This window comes from Echinicola strongylocentroti (genome assembly GCF_003260975.1).
Lineage (GTDB): Bacteria > Bacteroidota > Bacteroidia > Cytophagales > Cyclobacteriaceae > Echinicola > Echinicola strongylocentroti.
The window spans coordinates 2,264,867-2,281,694 of record NZ_CP030041.1 but is presented as its reverse complement, the minus strand read 5'-3'; the positions used below and the strand labels follow the sequence as shown (position 1 = coordinate 2,281,694).

At 47.0% G+C, this 16,828-nt stretch carries 9 protein-coding genes; all 9 read left to right on the top strand.

Annotation, left to right across the window (positions count from 1 at the left end; genetic code table 11):
* Nucleotides 1-92 precede the first annotated feature (92 nt).
* The 9 genes from DN752_RS08800 (at nucleotide 93) to DN752_RS08760 (ending at nucleotide 16,580) form a co-directional block, all read left to right on the top strand.
* Nucleotides 93-3,062: a SusC/RagA family TonB-linked outer membrane protein gene (locus tag DN752_RS08800; RefSeq protein ID WP_112783597.1), complete on the top strand. Its 2,970-nt coding sequence runs from the start codon at nucleotides 93-95 to the stop codon at nucleotides 3,060-3,062.
* A gap of 14 nt (nucleotides 3,063-3,076) precedes the next feature.
* Nucleotides 3,077-4,762: a RagB/SusD family nutrient uptake outer membrane protein gene (locus DN752_RS08795; protein WP_112783596.1), complete on the top strand. Its 1,686-nt coding sequence runs from the start codon at nucleotides 3,077-3,079 to the stop codon at nucleotides 4,760-4,762.
* Nucleotides 4,763-5,048: 286 nt separating this feature from the next.
* Nucleotides 5,049-5,858, top strand: a complete 810-nt coding sequence (locus DN752_RS08790; RefSeq protein WP_112783595.1) for a 3-keto-disaccharide hydrolase — start codon at nucleotides 5,049-5,051, stop codon at nucleotides 5,856-5,858.
* A 310-nt stretch (nucleotides 5,859-6,168) separates the two neighbouring features.
* Nucleotides 6,169-7,050 carry a glycoside hydrolase family 16 protein gene (locus tag DN752_RS08785; protein WP_112783594.1) on the top strand — a complete coding sequence of 294 codons (882 nt, stop codon included), beginning with the start codon at nucleotides 6,169-6,171 and terminating at the stop codon, nucleotides 7,048-7,050.
* Nucleotides 7,051-7,224: 174 nt separating this feature from the next.
* Nucleotides 7,225-8,499 carry a DUF2264 domain-containing protein gene (locus DN752_RS08780; protein WP_245949492.1) on the top strand — a complete coding sequence of 425 codons (1,275 nt, stop codon included), beginning with the start codon at nucleotides 7,225-7,227 and terminating at the stop codon, nucleotides 8,497-8,499.
* Nucleotides 8,500-9,118: 619 nt separating this feature from the next.
* Nucleotides 9,119-10,432: a BNR repeat-containing protein gene (locus tag DN752_RS08775; RefSeq protein WP_112783593.1), complete on the top strand. Its 1,314-nt coding sequence runs from the start codon at nucleotides 9,119-9,121 to the stop codon at nucleotides 10,430-10,432.
* Between the two features lie 246 nt (nucleotides 10,433-10,678).
* Nucleotides 10,679-11,893 carry a glycoside hydrolase family 88 protein gene (locus DN752_RS08770; protein WP_211324184.1) on the top strand — a complete coding sequence of 405 codons (1,215 nt, stop codon included), beginning with the start codon at nucleotides 10,679-10,681 and terminating at the stop codon, nucleotides 11,891-11,893.
* Between the two features lie 96 nt (nucleotides 11,894-11,989).
* The gene (locus DN752_RS08765; RefSeq protein WP_112786474.1) at nucleotides 11,990-14,122 is read left to right on the top strand and encodes a family 43 glycosylhydrolase; all 2,133 of its coding nucleotides are present in this window, start codon (nucleotides 11,990-11,992) and stop codon (nucleotides 14,120-14,122) included.
* A gap of 1,354 nt (nucleotides 14,123-15,476) precedes the next feature.
* Nucleotides 15,477-16,580 carry an outer membrane beta-barrel protein gene (locus DN752_RS08760; protein WP_112783591.1) on the top strand — a complete coding sequence of 368 codons (1,104 nt, stop codon included), beginning with the start codon at nucleotides 15,477-15,479 and terminating at the stop codon, nucleotides 16,578-16,580.
* Nucleotides 16,581-16,828 lie beyond the last annotated feature (248 nt).

Genomic DNA, 16,828 nt, shown 5'->3' with positions numbered 1-16,828 from the left:
AACAGGTCGGAAGTACCAGAAATGTTTTCGATCAATCGTAGCAAGGAGCTTATTGCTGATGTGGTAATGATTAACAATTAACCTAAAAAACTATGAAGCACGTTTTATTAAAAACGGCAGGCGCATTAATGGTGTTCTGCTTATGTATCAGTTTTTCATTTGCCCAGTCCAGTGGCAAAACGGTGACGGGAGTCGTCACCAATGAAGAGACAGGGGAGCCCATCCCAGGGGCGACGATATTGGAAAAAGGAACTTCCAATGGAACAGCAACAGACCTTGACGGAAATTTCACGTTAGAACTTACGACAGAAGCCCCCGTTTTGACGGTGTCTTTTATCGGTTACAGTAGCAAAGAAGTACCTGTAGGAAACGCTTCCGAATTGGACATTAGCCTTGGCGAGGACATGGGCCAGCTGGAGGAAGTGGTAGTCGTCGGGTACGGTACCCAAAAGCGTTCGGACATTACCGGCTCAGTGGCATCCGTACCAAAGGACCGACTGTCCAACCTTCCTGTGACCAATCTTACCCAAGCGATTCAGGGTACTACAGCTGGGCTAACCGTAAATCAAGGCTCTTCCGTTCCGGGCAGTACCGGCGGAATGCAGATCAGGGGCGTGAACTCCATCAATGCCAACACCAGTCCTTTTATCGTGGTGGATGGTTCACCTTATTTCGGTACGCTCAATGACTTGAACGCCAATGATATTGAGTCTATCGAAATCTTGAAGGATGCCTCTGCGGTGGCCATTTACGGTACCCGTGGCGCTAATGGGGTGATCTTGGTGACGACCAAAAGAGGCGATCAAACCGATGGAACCCCTAAAATCAACTACAGCGGCTATATGGGCTTTGAAAGCATGTCCAATGTGCTGGAGCCAATGGGGCCGGATGCTTATGTACAAAAATATGCCGATTACCTGACGGCCAACAATCAGCCTCAAACAGATGTCCTTCCCAATGCTTCGGAGGTAGCCAATTATGAGGCTGGAATCACCACTGATTGGTTGGGCCAAGCTACACAGCCAGGAAGGATTTCAGAGCATAACCTGAGCATATCTGGCGGGACGGAGAAAATCCAATATTATGTGTCCGGTAGCCACCTGAAGCAAAAAGGGGTGGTAAAAGGCTACCAGTACGCACGTACCAACTTCAGGACGAACATCGACGCGACCATCACGGATTGGCTGAAAGTGGGTACTTCTTCTTTCTTTACCGATAACAACTATGACGGCGGAAGAGTAAACTGGCTGGAAGCTACGGCGATGAGCCCCTACTCGGTTCCTTATGACGAAAACGGCGAGTATATCACTTTCCCAATGGATCCAGAGCAATTGTTCAAAAACCCACTTTTGGGTTTGACCACAGACCGCTTGGACAGAAGAAGAACACTTTCAGGGTCTGGCTATGCAGACATTACCCCAGGTTTTATCGAGGGATTGAAATACCGGTTCAATGCCACTTATGTGTACAATTTTGACCGTTTTGCTGGCTATACCGGACGGCCGATTTATGACCTGAACGGTACCGCTGACGTGTCCAATACCGAAAGGGCCAACTGGGTGATTGAAAATATCCTGACGTACTCCAAGGACATTGACAAGCACCATTTTGACATTACGGCACTGTACAGTGCACAGAGTGTGGATTATTTTCTATCAGAAGGCCAGTCGAGGGGCTTTATCAATGATGCCCTATCTTATAATGGCATGGAAGCAGGTACTACCCAGTCCACTTGGTCGGATGCCAATAACTACACGCTGCTTTCCCAAATGGGGAGGTTGAATTATTCGTATGACAGCCGATATTTGGTTACCGTGACGGCAAGACGGGACGGGTACTCTGCTTTTGGTGCCAATACCAGTAAGTATGGTCTTTTTCCTTCCATGGCCTTGGGCTGGAATATCCACAATGAGGAATTTATGCAAGATCATCCCGGGCTTGGAGAACTGAAGCTGAGGTTTTCTTACGGTCAATCCGGTAACCAAGCGATTGATCCAAATCAGACCGTGACCTCAGCCAATACGGTGCTACAGCCATTTGGAGGAGATGCTCAGGTTGGGGTATTATATAACACCTTGGGAAATCCTGATCTGACTTGGGAAACCACTACTTCTGCTAACTTGGCCTTGGATTTTGGTTTTGTGCAGAACAGGATTCGCGGTACCGTGGAGGTGTATAAAACCAATACGGAAGATATCCTGCTCGAAAGGAATTTGCCGACCACTACCGGGTACAATAACGTATGGGCCAATCTAGGTGAAATGCAGAACAAAGGTTTCGAGCTGACCTTGAATACGGTAAATATCGAGACGGGAGACTTCACCTGGGAGACTTCCTTGAATTTTTCTACCTATAAGAATGAGATCGTAGATCTCTATGGCGATGGCAGGGATGATATCGGTAACCAATGGTTTATCGGACAGCCTTTGCGGGTGATTTTTGATTATGAAAAGCTCGGCATCTGGCAAGAGGGAGAGGACATTGCCTCAGTGGATCCAGTATCCCAGCCCGGAGACCTTAAGTTCAAAGATCAAAACGGCGATGGACAGATTACAGAGCAAGACCGTGTGGTGTTGGGCCAAAGGGATCCAAAATGGATGGGCGGATTGACCAATACGTTCCGCTACAAAAACTGGAACCTAAGTATCTTTATCCAGACCTCTCAGGGTGGATTGAAATCCAATAGGGACTTGACCTATGCGGATGAGGCGTGGAGAAGAAACCTCCCTGCTGACTACGGATATTGGACGCCTGATAATCCTAGCGACTACTGGCCATCTTTGGCGGCGTATAATCGCTACAGGGGGTACCAGTTTGCTGAGGACTACAGCTATGTACGGATCAAGGATGTGAGATTGAGCTATGTGGTACCACAGTCCTTTTTGGAAAGGTACAATATCGGAGGTTTGACCCTTTATGCGGCGGGCAGAAACCTGCACACCTTTACCGATTGGTTTGGCTGGGATCCTGAAAACACGCAAGTTTCGCGTGGATCGGATGGATGGGAAAACAATTACCCATTGGTCAGAACAATTTCCTTTGGTCTTAATCTAACCCTTTAATAACCCGTTGAATTATGAATATTCCAATGAAAAAACATATCAAACTATTCTTCAGTGGCCTGTGTTTGATGGGCGTTTTGTCCGGATGTGGCGAAGATTTTCTGGATGAAGAAGTACTGGACAGCTATGCACCGGAGGCGCTGAAAGACGAGCTTGGGTTCAAAGCTGCGGTGATTGGTCTGCATTACCAATACGGAACGATGTTTACCACCACAGATGACCAGACTATCCGTGGCGTATGGCAGCTGGGGACTGATATCGCATGGGCACCGGCAGGTCGCTCCAATGGCGATGCCAGGCCTCACTTTGACTATGCGGTGTTGAATTCTACTGACAATGCAGCCCGTAAAATCTGGGGATCTTATTACCGACTGATCAACAATGCCAATATCTTGATCCAGAGTACTTCTGGTGGGCCAGTAGCAGGCATCACAGAGGAAGAAATGGCTATTTATAGGGCTGAAGGAAAATTCTTCAGGGCCTTGGCCTATCACAATTTGGTGACGCATTTTGGCGATGTGCCCTTGTTGACAGAGCCCCTGTCTGCACCGAAGACGGATTTCGTTCGCACGGCAGTAGCAGAAGTGGACAATGTCATCGAGGAGGATTTGCTCGAGGCGGTGGAGCTTTTGCCAAATATCGGTGAAGCGGCGGAAGATGGCCGTGCCAACAAGGAAATGGCCCGACAACTTCTGGCAGAGGTGTACCTGAGAACGGGGGAAGACGCCAAAGCCGAAGCGCAGTGTACGGAAATCATTAACGGCGGCCGGTTGAGTCTGGTAAAAGAGCGCTATGGTGTCCGCGCCAATGATCCCGGAGATGCCTTTTCGGACATGTTCCTTTATGGAAACCAGCGAAGGAGCCAAGGAAACACGGAAGGTATTTGGGTACTGGAAACGGAGAATCCTTCCGACGTGAATGGAGGAAGTTCAGGATCACCTCAGCAGCGGAGGGTATGGGTAGCTTCCTACCATGACCTGCCAGGGATGCACCCATCTGACACTACTGGAGGTAGGGGCATTGCCAGAATGAGGCTGAACAACTGGGTGGTCTATGATCTTTATGATCAAAATGACATGAGGAACAGCAAGTTTAGCCTCAAGCGCACCTTGTATTTTAACAACCCCGACTCGAAATACGATGAGATTAGGGGGCAGGAAGTCCCTTATGGTGAAGACGCGGAGTTTATCCTTAGCGATGGTTCTTCGGTGAATATCTTTGCTGCCGATACGGTTTATAAATACGTTCCTTATACCCTAAAATGGGGGCAGTATGATGAGCGAGATAATTTCGGTTGGGGAATGTGGAAGGACTTTATCCTGATGCGTCTTGGCGAGACCTATCTCTTCAGGGCGGAAGCCAGAATGAAGCAAGGCAATCTGGATGGTGCCGCCGCAGATATCAATGTGCTGCGCGATCGGGCAAATGCCAATATGGTAAGTGCATCGGATATTGACCTGGACTTTATCTTGGATGAGCGGGTGAGAGAGCTGCTGGCTGAGGAAAATAGGAGGAAGACCCTTGTGCGGACGGGTACATTGGTGGAGCGCGCCAAAAGACTGACAGGAGAGGAGCCTTTGGCAGGTGGTGCACTGGAAACGACCATCGGGCTGACGGAAGATAATCTACTGATGCCTATCCCTCAAACGGAGATAGACCTTAACAAAGATGCTGAGCTGACGCAAAATGAAGGCTATTAATTAATTAGGGTTTGGAATTGGCTGCTTGAATAATGTTTTGTTGAACCCGGATTATGCGTTGGGAATCGTAGTGAGAGCTGAAAGTGCAAGAAAATCAGTTAGTTTGGAGGCATTAGCGTAGCACCGCTACGGTTATGCCGAAAACTAAAGTGAAACGACTGATTTTGAAGCAGTTTCAGGTCGCAACAGATAGGCTAATGCATATTCCGGGTTGAATCTTCAAGTGGCCAATTTTTCTGTTAATATGGATTGACCTATTTTAGAGGGTTGCTAAAATCAGCTCAATATGAAAAACAAACTATTATTAGCAGTAGCATGCTGCGTGTTGGCAGGAGTGTCTTGCTCCAGCCCCAAGGGGAAATCCAAGGAAATACCTGTTCAGGAATGGCAATCACTGTTTGATGGCGAAAGCCTCGATGGATGGGTGCCCAAAATCCACCACCACGAAACAGGTGAAAATTATCGCAATACCTTTCGTGTGAAAGACGATGCTATTCTTGTCAGCTATGACGAGTATAATGAAGGATTTGATGAGCGCTACGGGCATTTGTTTTACGAACAGCCTTATGCTACTTTTCATCTAAAATGGGAATACCGATTTACGGAAGAATGGCTGGAGGATGCGCCGAGTTACACCTATCGAAACAGCGGCGTGATGTTCCATTCCCAATCTCCCGAAAGTATCTTAAAAGAACAAGACTGGCCTATTTCAGTAGAATACCAAATGCTGGCCGAGGCGGAAGCAGGAGTGGAAAGACCTACAGGCAATATGTGCTCGCCCGGCACCGAAGTGTATTATGAAGGGGAAATGGATCCCCGGCATTGCATCAATTCTACCTCGGCTACTTACCCTTGGGATGAATGGGTGAAGGCAGATTTGATTGTTTTTGAGGATTCACTGGTGATCCATATGGTCAATGGGGACACCGTGCTACGCTATACCCAACCGCAGATCGGAGGAGGAGTGGCCAATGGCTATGACCCGGCCATTAAGGTGGACGGAAAACTGCTGAAGGAAGGATATATCGGCTTGCAGTCCGAAGGACAGGGTGTAATGTTCAGGAATATCCAGATCAAGGATTTGTCAACAGATTAATGGGGGAATAGTGAGTTTTGAGACATGAGTCTTGAGATATGAGATTTGAGTCTTGGGGCAACTAGGTGTTAAGGAAAAAGTGCCGTAAGTGGGTTGTGCGGGGTTTCTGTCCCGGTATGGTGGAGAATTGAGTGCCTGGCTCCATTAGGCTGTTCCGGATTCCTGTCCTGAGCGTGTCGAAGGGTGAAATCTGGAACTCGCGAGAGGAGGATTTGCAATCCCCAATATCAATGCACAGAGAAACAGAAGTCAGAAAATGAAAATCAGCGAGCAATAAAATGCTGCGCCCGACCCTTTAAAGATAGAAAAAATGAACCAAGGTTACCTCCTTAAAACAGGCATGCTTTTAATCGTTTTGTGCTGTTTGATGACAGTGTCCACTGCCCAAGATGTCCCTGTGGAAATCGCCGATAGGTATGCTGGTTATGACTTGGTTTGGCAAGAGGAATTTAATGATGCGGGGAAGCCCAATGAAGCATTTTGGTCTTTTGAAGAAGGCTTTGTAAGAAACCACGAACTGCAATATTACCAAGAAGCCAATGCTACTGTAAAAGATGGCCTATTGATCATCGAAGGAAGGCGAGAGCAGGTTCGCAATGAGCGGTATGAGGCAACCAGTGAGGATTGGAGGAAAAATCAGGAAGTGGCCCAGTACAGTTCTGCCAGCATCAATACCCGAGGCAAGAAAGCCTTTCAATATGGCATCATAGAAGTCAGGGCAGAGATCGATACCGCTAAAGGTATGTGGCCAGCGATTTGGACATTGGGCACGGATCGTCCCTGGCCTTCCAATGGAGAGGTGGATATCATGGAGTTTTATCGTGTGGATGATCAGCCTACTATTTTGGCGAATGCCGCCTGGAAAAAAGAAGGAGGCCAATGGGACTCCAAGTGGGATGAACAGAAGCTGCCTTTATCCAACTTCACAAAAGAGGATCCAGATTGGCCCACGAAGTTTCACATATGGAAAATGGAATGGACCGAGAAACACATCAAGCTTTATTTGGATGAACAGCTTCTGAATGAAATTGACCTTACTCACACGGTCAACCCGGATGGTTTTAACCCCTTTCACCAGCCCCATTATATCCTGCTGAACTTGGCCATTGGGTCAAATGGAGGAGATCCTTCTGCTACCAATTTACCAAGGACCTATGAAGTGGATTATGTGCGGGTTTATCAGGCAAAGTAGTGAATAGTGAGACATGAGATATGAGAAGTGAGACTTGAGACATCCTCCCGTTTTTTGGTTGGGGACTAGGGACGGTATAAAGGGATTCGCTTTAGTCTGGCAGGTAGGGTCCACTCGAATACGGGAGAACTGAAGAAGGGGAAAATATCCGCCAATTTTTGGAGTAAAAGTAATATGAGACGTAAGATATTGGATTTTAGAAATGATAATAGCATGACGAAAGTACTGAAAACAATACCATTTGTACTATGTCTTTGCCTACTGGGCGCTTTGCAAACAGCATTCGCCCAGCAGGGAAAAACACCCAGCGGAAGCCGGAAATACTATGTCCACACCTTGACCAAGATAGCCGATCCAGTTTTGGTGGCGCTGAGCGAGAATCAGCTGAAGGCTACAATGCCAGTGGAGAAAACGAAAGACCACTATGACGGCAGGGAAGAAGTAACCTATTTGGAAGCTTTTGGCCGTTTACTTTCCGGAATGGCACCTTGGTTGGAGCTAGGACCTGATGAGACAGCGGAAGGTCAGCTGCGAGAGAAGTACATTCTTTTGGCGCGGAAGGCAATCCACAATGCTACGGATCCCGAAGGGGCTGATTTTATGAATTTTACCCAGCATGGGCAGCCGTTGGTGGATGCCGCTTTTTTTGCACAAGGGCTTTTGAGAGCACCAGAGCAGCTTTGGGAGCCTCTTTCAGCGGAGACCAAGGCCAATGTCATTGCTGCGCTAAAGTCGTCAAGAGCGATTTCTCCCTATTACAGCAATTGGCTGTTGTTTACAGGAATGGTAGAAGCGGCCTTGCTGAAATTTGATGGAGAAGCGGACATGGTTCGATTGGCCTATCCGCTCAATAAACATAAGGAATGGTACCTGGGAGATGGCATGTACGGCGATGGTCCGGAATTTCATTGGGATTACTACAACAGCTTTGTGATCCAGCCCATGTTGCTGGATATCACCAAGGTCCTCAAGGAAAAAGAGAGGAATATGGGCAGGGATTTCGACCTGTTTTTGAAAAGGGCACAACGCTATGCCGCCATCCAAGAAAGGCTGATCGGCCCAGACGGGACGTATCCCATCATCGGAAGGTCCATGGCTTACCGTTTTGGTGCTTTCCAATCGTTGAGTCAGATAGCCCTGTGGCAGCAGCTGCCAGAAAAGGTAAAGCCGTCGCAAGTGAGAGGAGCCTTGGAAGCGGTGATCCGTAAACACATGGAAGCTACGGATATGTTTGATGAGGAGGGTTGGCTGACACTGGGCTTCTATGGCCACCAGCCGGAGGTGGCAGAGCCTTATATCTCTACGGGAAGCCTTTACCTCTGTGCGGAAGTGTTTTTGGTACTCGGGCTGCCCAAGGACGCGCCTTTTTGGTCGGATGCTGAAGAGCCTTGGACGCAAAAGCGTATCTGGAGCGGTGGTGATGCCACAAGGGATAAGGCGGGGAAATAGCTGGTATTAAGTACTTGGGCTGCCTTTAGAGAGGTGTGAGGATTGAGACATGAGATTTGAGTCATGAGATATGAGTCTTGAGACATAAGTTTCCTGTAGTGAGATATGAGACGTGAGACTTGAGTCATCCTCCCCGCCGCGGCGGGGAGGTTAGGTGGGGTTATTTTGGAGCAAAGAGAAACACAATAGGATTTTAGTAAATGACTAGCGATTACAATAATTGACAATGAAAACTAATATTAATCCGGTCAACACTAATCAGGGAAGTACAATAAGTCCCCCCTTCTTAGGGGGCTCAATGCTCTTAAGTTAGGGGAAGTACAACACGCTTGTCACCCTGAGCGGAGTCGAAGGGTAGTGTAGGACCTCGACTCTACCTGGAGGATAGACAGGTCCGCTCGGCCTGACCTCACTTAATTTTATTAAGGTAAGAGCATTGTTAGGGGACTAGGGGTGATACATTAAAGGGATTCAGCTTGTCTTAAGGAAAGAGGTGTGAGTATTGAGTCTTGAGATATGAGATTTGAGACATAAGTTCCCCCTTTTTAGGGGGGCTTGTTGGACTGGATGTGCAGTCCTTCTCAACCAAATTGATAAAATAACATAACTAAGTACCGATATGAAGATGACTAATGTCCTAATGGGACTATTATTGGCAGGCGTTTTTTTGACGGCTTGTTCAAGCCAGAGACCACTGGGCGAAACGGTAGATGCTACGGTGGTGGGCGAAGGCTGGGCCAATAACTCTGTGAATGCGGTGATTTTCCGGAGAAACTCCCTGACCACGTATAAGGATACTCAGTTTACTGCTTATTATGATCCGAGCGGCCGTTTGGTATTGGCCAAAAGAAAGTTGGGGGAAGAGGACTGGGAGGTCCACCAAACCCAATATACCGGAAACACTGCAGATGCCCATAATACCATCAGTATCGCAGTGGATGGTGCCGGTTATTTGCACGTCAGCTGGGATCACCATAATAACCCACTTCGGTACGCCAAAAGTGTGGCGCCGCTGAGTCTGGAGCTGGGAGAGCAGCAGCCGATGACAGATAAGTTGGAGGAAGATGTTACCTATCCTGAATTCCATAATTTGCCCAATGGCGACCTGTTGTTTTTGTACCGGTCGGGAGAATCAGGCCGGGGCAATCTCGTCCTTAACCGCTACAACAGCCAAACAGGTAAATGGCAACAAATGCACCATAATCTGATCGATGGTGAAGGGGAGCGCAATGCCTATTGGCAGGCCTGCGTGGACCAACAAGGCACGGTGCACCTGTCTTGGGTATGGCGGGAGACGTATGATGTCAGCACCAATCATGACATGGCCTATGCCCGCTCCACAGATGGAGGAAGGACGTGGGAGAAATCCACTGGAGAAGCGTATACGCTACCGATCAACTTGGGAAGTGCGGAGTACGCCTGGAAGATTCCTCAAAACAGCAGTTTGATCAACCAAACTGCCGTTACCGCTGACCAGAATGGCAATCCCTATATCGCCACGTACTGGAATGACGGTGGGGTGACCCAGTATCAGGTCATTTATCAAGAAAATGGCTCTTGGAAGAAGGTCAGCCCCGGGTTCCGGCAAAGTGAGTTTGTCTTGGGAGGTGGAGGGACCAAGCGAATCCCCATCTCCAGACCACAGGTGTTGGTAGATGCACATGGAGATAAGACTGCTCTTTACCTTATTTTCAATGATGAGGAGCGCGGCCATAAAGTCTCCATGGCTTATACGCCAGCACTGGGCCATCAGCCGTGGGATATTAAGGACCTGACCCCACAAAGTGTGGGGCAATGGGAGCCAAGCTATGATATCGAACTTTGGAAAAACCAACGGAAATTTCACTTGTTTGTCCAAAAAGTAGAGCAAATAGATGGAGAAGGCCTAGCCGAAGGAAAGACCAGCCCAGTGAGGGTGCTGGAAGTAAGGTAGCTAGTAATGAGATGTGAGACATGAGATTTGAGTCTTGCAATAGGGGTGTGTTGGGCCTCTGCCCCAGCACTGGCAAGCATTGAGGTGCCAAGGGTGGCCTTCGGCTGCGGTCAGGTATCCTTGGCTGGTCCTGATTCCTGTCCTGAGCGTGTCGAAGGGTGTAATCGTGAACTCGTGATAATGAGGATTTGCAGAAAAATAAAGAACAGTAAGAAATAAACAATAACCTATTAAACACAAATAGAAATGACAAAGCGATGGTGTTTTCTGGCCTTGGCGGCTGGATTAATGGTAGCAGGATGTGGTAGAAGTACAGCGGAGAAAGTGGATTCAGCAAAGGTGACTACCGAAAAGGCAGGCTTGGAAAAGCAGATCAACAGTACGCTGGATCGTGCTGAAGAACAATATAAGTACATGATGACCAGATTGCCTGAGGGCGAATTTCCGAAGACCTATCACCCAGATACGGACAAGTTTGAGGGCAGTGGGTCTGGCTGGTGGTGCAGTGGGTTTTATCCTGGGACCTTATTGTACCTGAATGAATATCAAAAAGATGAGCAGCTGGAAAAGGAGGCGATGAGAGCCCTGGCCATGCTGAAAAAAGAGCAGTACAATACATCCACTCATGATTTGGGTTTTATGATGTATTGCAGCTTTGGGAATGCATTCAGGATGGACCCCAAGCCGGAGTACAAAGAGATCCTGATCCAGAGTGCCAAGTCCCTTTCCAGTCGCTTTAGCGAAAAAGTAGGTGCGATCAAATCATGGGATTCCAGAAAGAGTGATTACCTAGTGATCATTGACAACATGATGAACTTGGAATTGTTGTTCTGGGCTACTGCCGCAACGGGTGATTCTACCTATTATGACATCGCTATCAAGCATGCAGATACTACTATCAAGCACCACTTCAGAGAAGATAAAAGTTCGTATCATGTCATCAATTATGACCCTGAGACGGGAGAAGTGCAGCAAAAGCGTACCGCACAGGGATATGCGGATGAGTCTGCTTGGGCAAGAGGGCAGGCTTGGGGGCTTTATGGCTACACCGTGATGTACCGTGTGACCAAGGATAAAAAGTACCTCGACCAAGCGGTGGCCATAGCGGACTTTATCCTGACTCACCCCAATCTTCCCGAAGATAAGATCCCATATTGGGACTTTGATGCGCCCAATATTCCGAATGAGCTGCGAGATTCTTCGGCAGGTGCGATCGTAGCTTCGGCACTTTTGGAGCTTTCAGGTTATGTGGATGCCGACAAAGGAAAAGGCTATTACCAAGATGCCGAGACGATGCTCCAAACCTTGACCACCGATGAGTACATCGCTGAGCAAGGGACCAATGGTGGTTTTCTCCTCAAGCACGGCGTAGGGCATATTCCTGAAAATTCAGAAGTGGATGTGCCGTTGACCTATGGAGATTATTATCTGGTGGAGGCGATGCTACGGTATTTGGATTAATGATATAATGATGCCAATACAATAAAGTATAAGTGTTTATGAAACATTTATTATTATTGTACTTAAAGAAAGCATCAAAATGGTATGAAATTAACTATGAAAAACCTACTTAACCTATTGTGCTTGGTTTTGGGATTAGGACTGACGATGTCCTGCTCTTCCCAAGACCAGGCAAAAAAAGCCTACCTCTTCGCGTATTTTGCTGGAAATGGACCAGGGGAGGAAGCTGTCCATTTTGCTATTAGCAAAGATGGTTTTGACTACCGTGCTCTGAATGATAACCAGCCAGTGATCAGTGCTGACTCGATCAGTAAAAGGGGCGGTGTTCGTGATCCCCACATCCTTCGTGGGGAAGATGGTGAATTCTACATGGTGCTGACAGATTTATATGTGCCTGAAGATGGCTGGACCAATCAGGGGATGGTGTTCCTGACCTCCGACGATTTGGTACATTGGGAACATAGTACAGTTTTTATTCCCGAGTTATTTCCAGAAAAATTTGGTGACGTAAGCAGGGTATGGGCGCCACAGACCATCTATGATCCCGCAGCAGGCAAATACATGGTGTATTTCTCCATGAAGCAGGGTGATGATCCGGATATCATATACTATGCCTATGCTAATGATGACTTCACCAGCCTGGAGACGGAGCCGAAACAGCTTTTCATTCATCCAGAGAGCAAATCCTGCATTGACGGGGATATAGTAGAGAAAGACGGGAAGTACCATTTGTTTTTCAAAACAGAAGGGTATGGCAATGGCATCAAAAAAGCCGTAGCGGATCAATTGACTGGCGAGTATAAGATGCAGGAAGAATACCTCCAGCAGACCAAGGAAGCCGTGGAGGGTTCCGGGATTTTTAAACTGATCGACAGTGATACGTACATTCTGATGTATGATGTGTATATCAAAGGCGAATATCAATTCACGGAAAGCACCGATTTGGAACACTTTGAGGTGATAGATGATCAGGTGAAAATGAATTTCCATCCGCGTCATGGTTCTGTGTTGCCCATCACATTGGAAGAAGCCAAGCGACTGGAAAATGCCTTTGGTCTCGATGAGCAAAACTGGATCACGGGAACGAACGGCGACCAGGTTTATGAAAAAAATGTCATGGTGGATCAGGAAAAAAGCACGATTTACCTTCCTGTCAAAAATGAAACAGACTTGGCAACACTGGACCCCGGGTTTGACCTGATGGTGGGGTATGCTATGGAGCCATCTGGCGAGCAGGATTTTAGTAATGGCCCTGTATCTTATACCCTTTCAAAGCCAGATGGAAGCAGCCAGGAATTTCTGGTGGAGGCCAAAAAGGACAATAATCCCGCGCTGAAAGGCTATTATGCTGATCCGGAAATTATCTATTCCCACAAGACCGGGAAATTTCACCTCTATCCTACCAGTGATGGCTTCGATTCATGGTCAGGGACCTATTTCAAATCATTTTCCTCTGCGGATCTGACCGATTGGCAGGATGATGGCGTTATGCTCGATCTGCACAAAGATGTCGATTGGGCCAATCGCAACGCTTGGGCACCTTGTGCCATCGAGAAGGAAATGGATGGAGGGTATAAGTATTTCTACTATTTCACCGCTGCCCAACAAGTAGGCGTCGCCGTAGCGGACCATCCTGCAGGCCCGTTCAAGGATACCGGAAAAGCATTGGTGGATTTTAAACCAGAAGGAGCGCGTGGTGGGCAGGAAATCGATCCGGATGTATTTCATGACCCTGTCAGTGGAAAGGACTTTTTCTACTGGGGCAATGGCTACCTAGCGGCTGTTCCTTTAAACGAGGATATGGTCAGCTTTGACAAAAACAAGGTCAAGTTGTTGACGCCTGAAGATGGGACTTTCCGCGAAGGGACGGAAGTGTTTTTTAGGAATGGGAAATACTATTTCCTTTGGTCAGAGAACGATACCCGAAGTGAAGATTATCGGGTAAGGTATGCATTTGCTGATTCGCCGATGGGGCCACTGACTATTCCTGAAGATAATCTGGTAATCGCCAAAGCCCCAGAAAAGGGCATTTATGGAACGGGGCACAATTCCGTTATCCAAGTGCCGGAGAAAGATGAATGGTACATTGTTTACCACCGGTTTACCCGTCCTCATGGCATCGCCATGGGCAGGGCAGCCGGCTTCCACCGGGAAGTGTGCATCGACCGACTGACTTTCGGTGAGGATGGAGCGATCATTCGTGTGGAGCCTACCGTGGAAGGGATTTGATTAGTGCAAAGCGACAAGGCGGAAGGTTAAACCCGGATTCTAAGACGTAGAGAAAGCAACGTAAAGTGGTTAACTTATTTGATAACCACACTACTAGGCATATAAGGCACAATTAGGGGGATTCCGTAATTAATATGCTAAATAGGTGTATCCTCCATGTTGCACGTAAGCAACTATTAATTAAATGCTCTTATTGTTTTCTGTTCTTTTATTCAAGTGTAATAATGTTTTCAAAAGGTCTTCATGAATGCAACACATTTCCATTGATGGGAAGAGCCAAAAATCTAGGCCATGGAGCCTCTCGCCACGGCCATAGCCGTCAGTTTAAGCGGATATGGGATCAAGCGGAAAAGTTGAGGGGCTGATGGAACGCTGATGACGCAGATGTTGATGATTTGCGCTGATTTTTTGCTTAAATTGAAAAAGCCAAGTAGCATAAAAAAGCTTAGCTGTTAGGGATTTGTAATCCCGAACCGGGATAATGGGGATTTGAAATCCCCCCCTAGACCAGGGCGAGCGCATTTAAAAAAGTATCCCAGTTTGAATATATCTGCCGTTCCTACGGAACTTACCCTTTTGTGTGTAATCATTTTTGGTGCAGGTTGTCACCTGCACCTTCTATATGACCCTCCGCCAAAGGCGGATGAGGCAGGATGCTCAGTTGCTAACGCATATTCAGGGTTTAACCTCAACCAAGCCAACCACTATACATGAGCAGATAGTTGCGATGGCTTGTACGATCCAAATCAACTAATCATTCTTTCAGCCTATCCCGCCATTCGGCAATCTAGTGTCAAGCCAAACCTAAACCTACGTGTAATCCGGTGTGTCTTTTGGCCTATCTCTACGTTGCAAAAAGACTTCCTTAGCTACGGATAGGGGCGTTTTTGCGCCTTGATCTCGTCCAAAATCCACTACCGCCTTACCCGTCATTTAAGCGTTGACTTGACCCTAGGCTACTGCGGTTTCCAATGTACAAATCGGGGCAAAGTGCCAGCGGCACGATAAATTTTGTAACCTGCGGATTCATCCGCAGGACGTTAAGCACTCATCAGCCTCCAGAAGGAGTGCCAGCGGCACGGATGATAACTATGCCTACACGAAAATTGTTTCCCTTCAAAACACTAAATGCATTTTTCCTGTCGGAAAGCGGTTTGAATCTTTTTATTTGAAGAAAATTGTTAAATTTACAACAAAATAACATTAGAAGACTTCACTTAACTTTTGGGATGAGGTCTCCTCTTTCAGTGAGGAAAGGAACTCGATGGCCGATGAATGGCCAATAGATATTTTTCAGCCTGTTCTTTTTTAGAATATACTCACTCCACAAGAGAAAACCAGTAATTATAATTTTATGAAATCTATTAGAAAAAAAACCGTTTTTTTGGCAGCATTGACGCTTTGCTTTTTTCATTTTGCCAAGGCGCAAGAAAAGACCAGTATCTGGAAAAATTTTGACTTTTCGGGTTATGCGGAAGTATATTATGCGGCTTATTCCGATTCTTTGGGAGCCAATGCCCTGCAGAAATTTGCCACGACGGCACCACGTGACCAGCGGTTCAGTCTGAATATCGTCCAAGTAGGAATCCACTATCAGGACGAACGGATACGCGGAAACCTCACCCTGCATTACGGGGATATTCCCAAGGCCATTTGGGATCCGAATTTTCCAGTGCCGCAAGAAGCTAATGTCGGGGTGAAGCTGGCCAATGAATGGTGGGTTGATGCCGGTTTCTTTCGCACCCATATTGGTACCGAGAGCTTTTTGCCAAAGGACAATTATACGACATCTACCACCGTGGCGAGCTATAACGAGCCGTTTTACCAAAGTGGTGTACGGATAGCTTATGAGGGGAGCGATAAGTTCGATTTCCAGTTTTGGGTGGTAAATGGCTATAACTACTTCTTGGATGCCAATAATGCCAAGTCCGTTGGCCTTTTATTTTCATATTCCCTTCGGGAAGATTTACAACTCACCTATACCAATCTTTTTGGTCGTGAATCGCTGGATGGCATCACTCCAAAGCAATACCGTACCTATCATAATTTGTACTTGAACTATAATCCCTCTCCAAAAATCTACCTTACTGTGGGTGGAGATGTGGGCACGCAGAGCCACTCCCAATTGGCAAAACCAGATAATACCGCCCTCATGTACAATGCATTGGCGACACTAAGGTACCAGTTTACGGATGTTTATTCGGTGACAGGGAGAGTGGAGACCTTTCAGGATCCAGAAGGGTTCATCTCCGGGACTTATGAGGACAGGTTTGGCAATATGAACGGGCTCCAGCTCACGGGATACACACTGAGCACCGAATATAAACCGAGTTCCATCAGTTATGTCCGCTTGGAAGGTAGATGGATCCAAGCAAAGGAAGATTTAACCATATTTCATCATAATGGCCCTACCAATGACAGGCTAGAAGGTTCTCTAAGTATGGGGATTGTCTTTTGATGAGACGTTTTGCAGGTTCGGAAACATCATTGCTCCTCACCACTCTTTACAGGTTCGAGATCAGCCAGTTCTTCTTTGCTGAGCAATCTGCTTCGGATCACTATCCATTTGCATATTTTAGGTATAAAAACAGTGTAAGATGGTTTTTTTTGGTCTCCTAAGGGAGAATTTATTAAGGTATATTTATAGGATTACAAAATATAAATAGTAGTTCTATGAAATCCTCCTTTACAATTATTTCAGGGTTT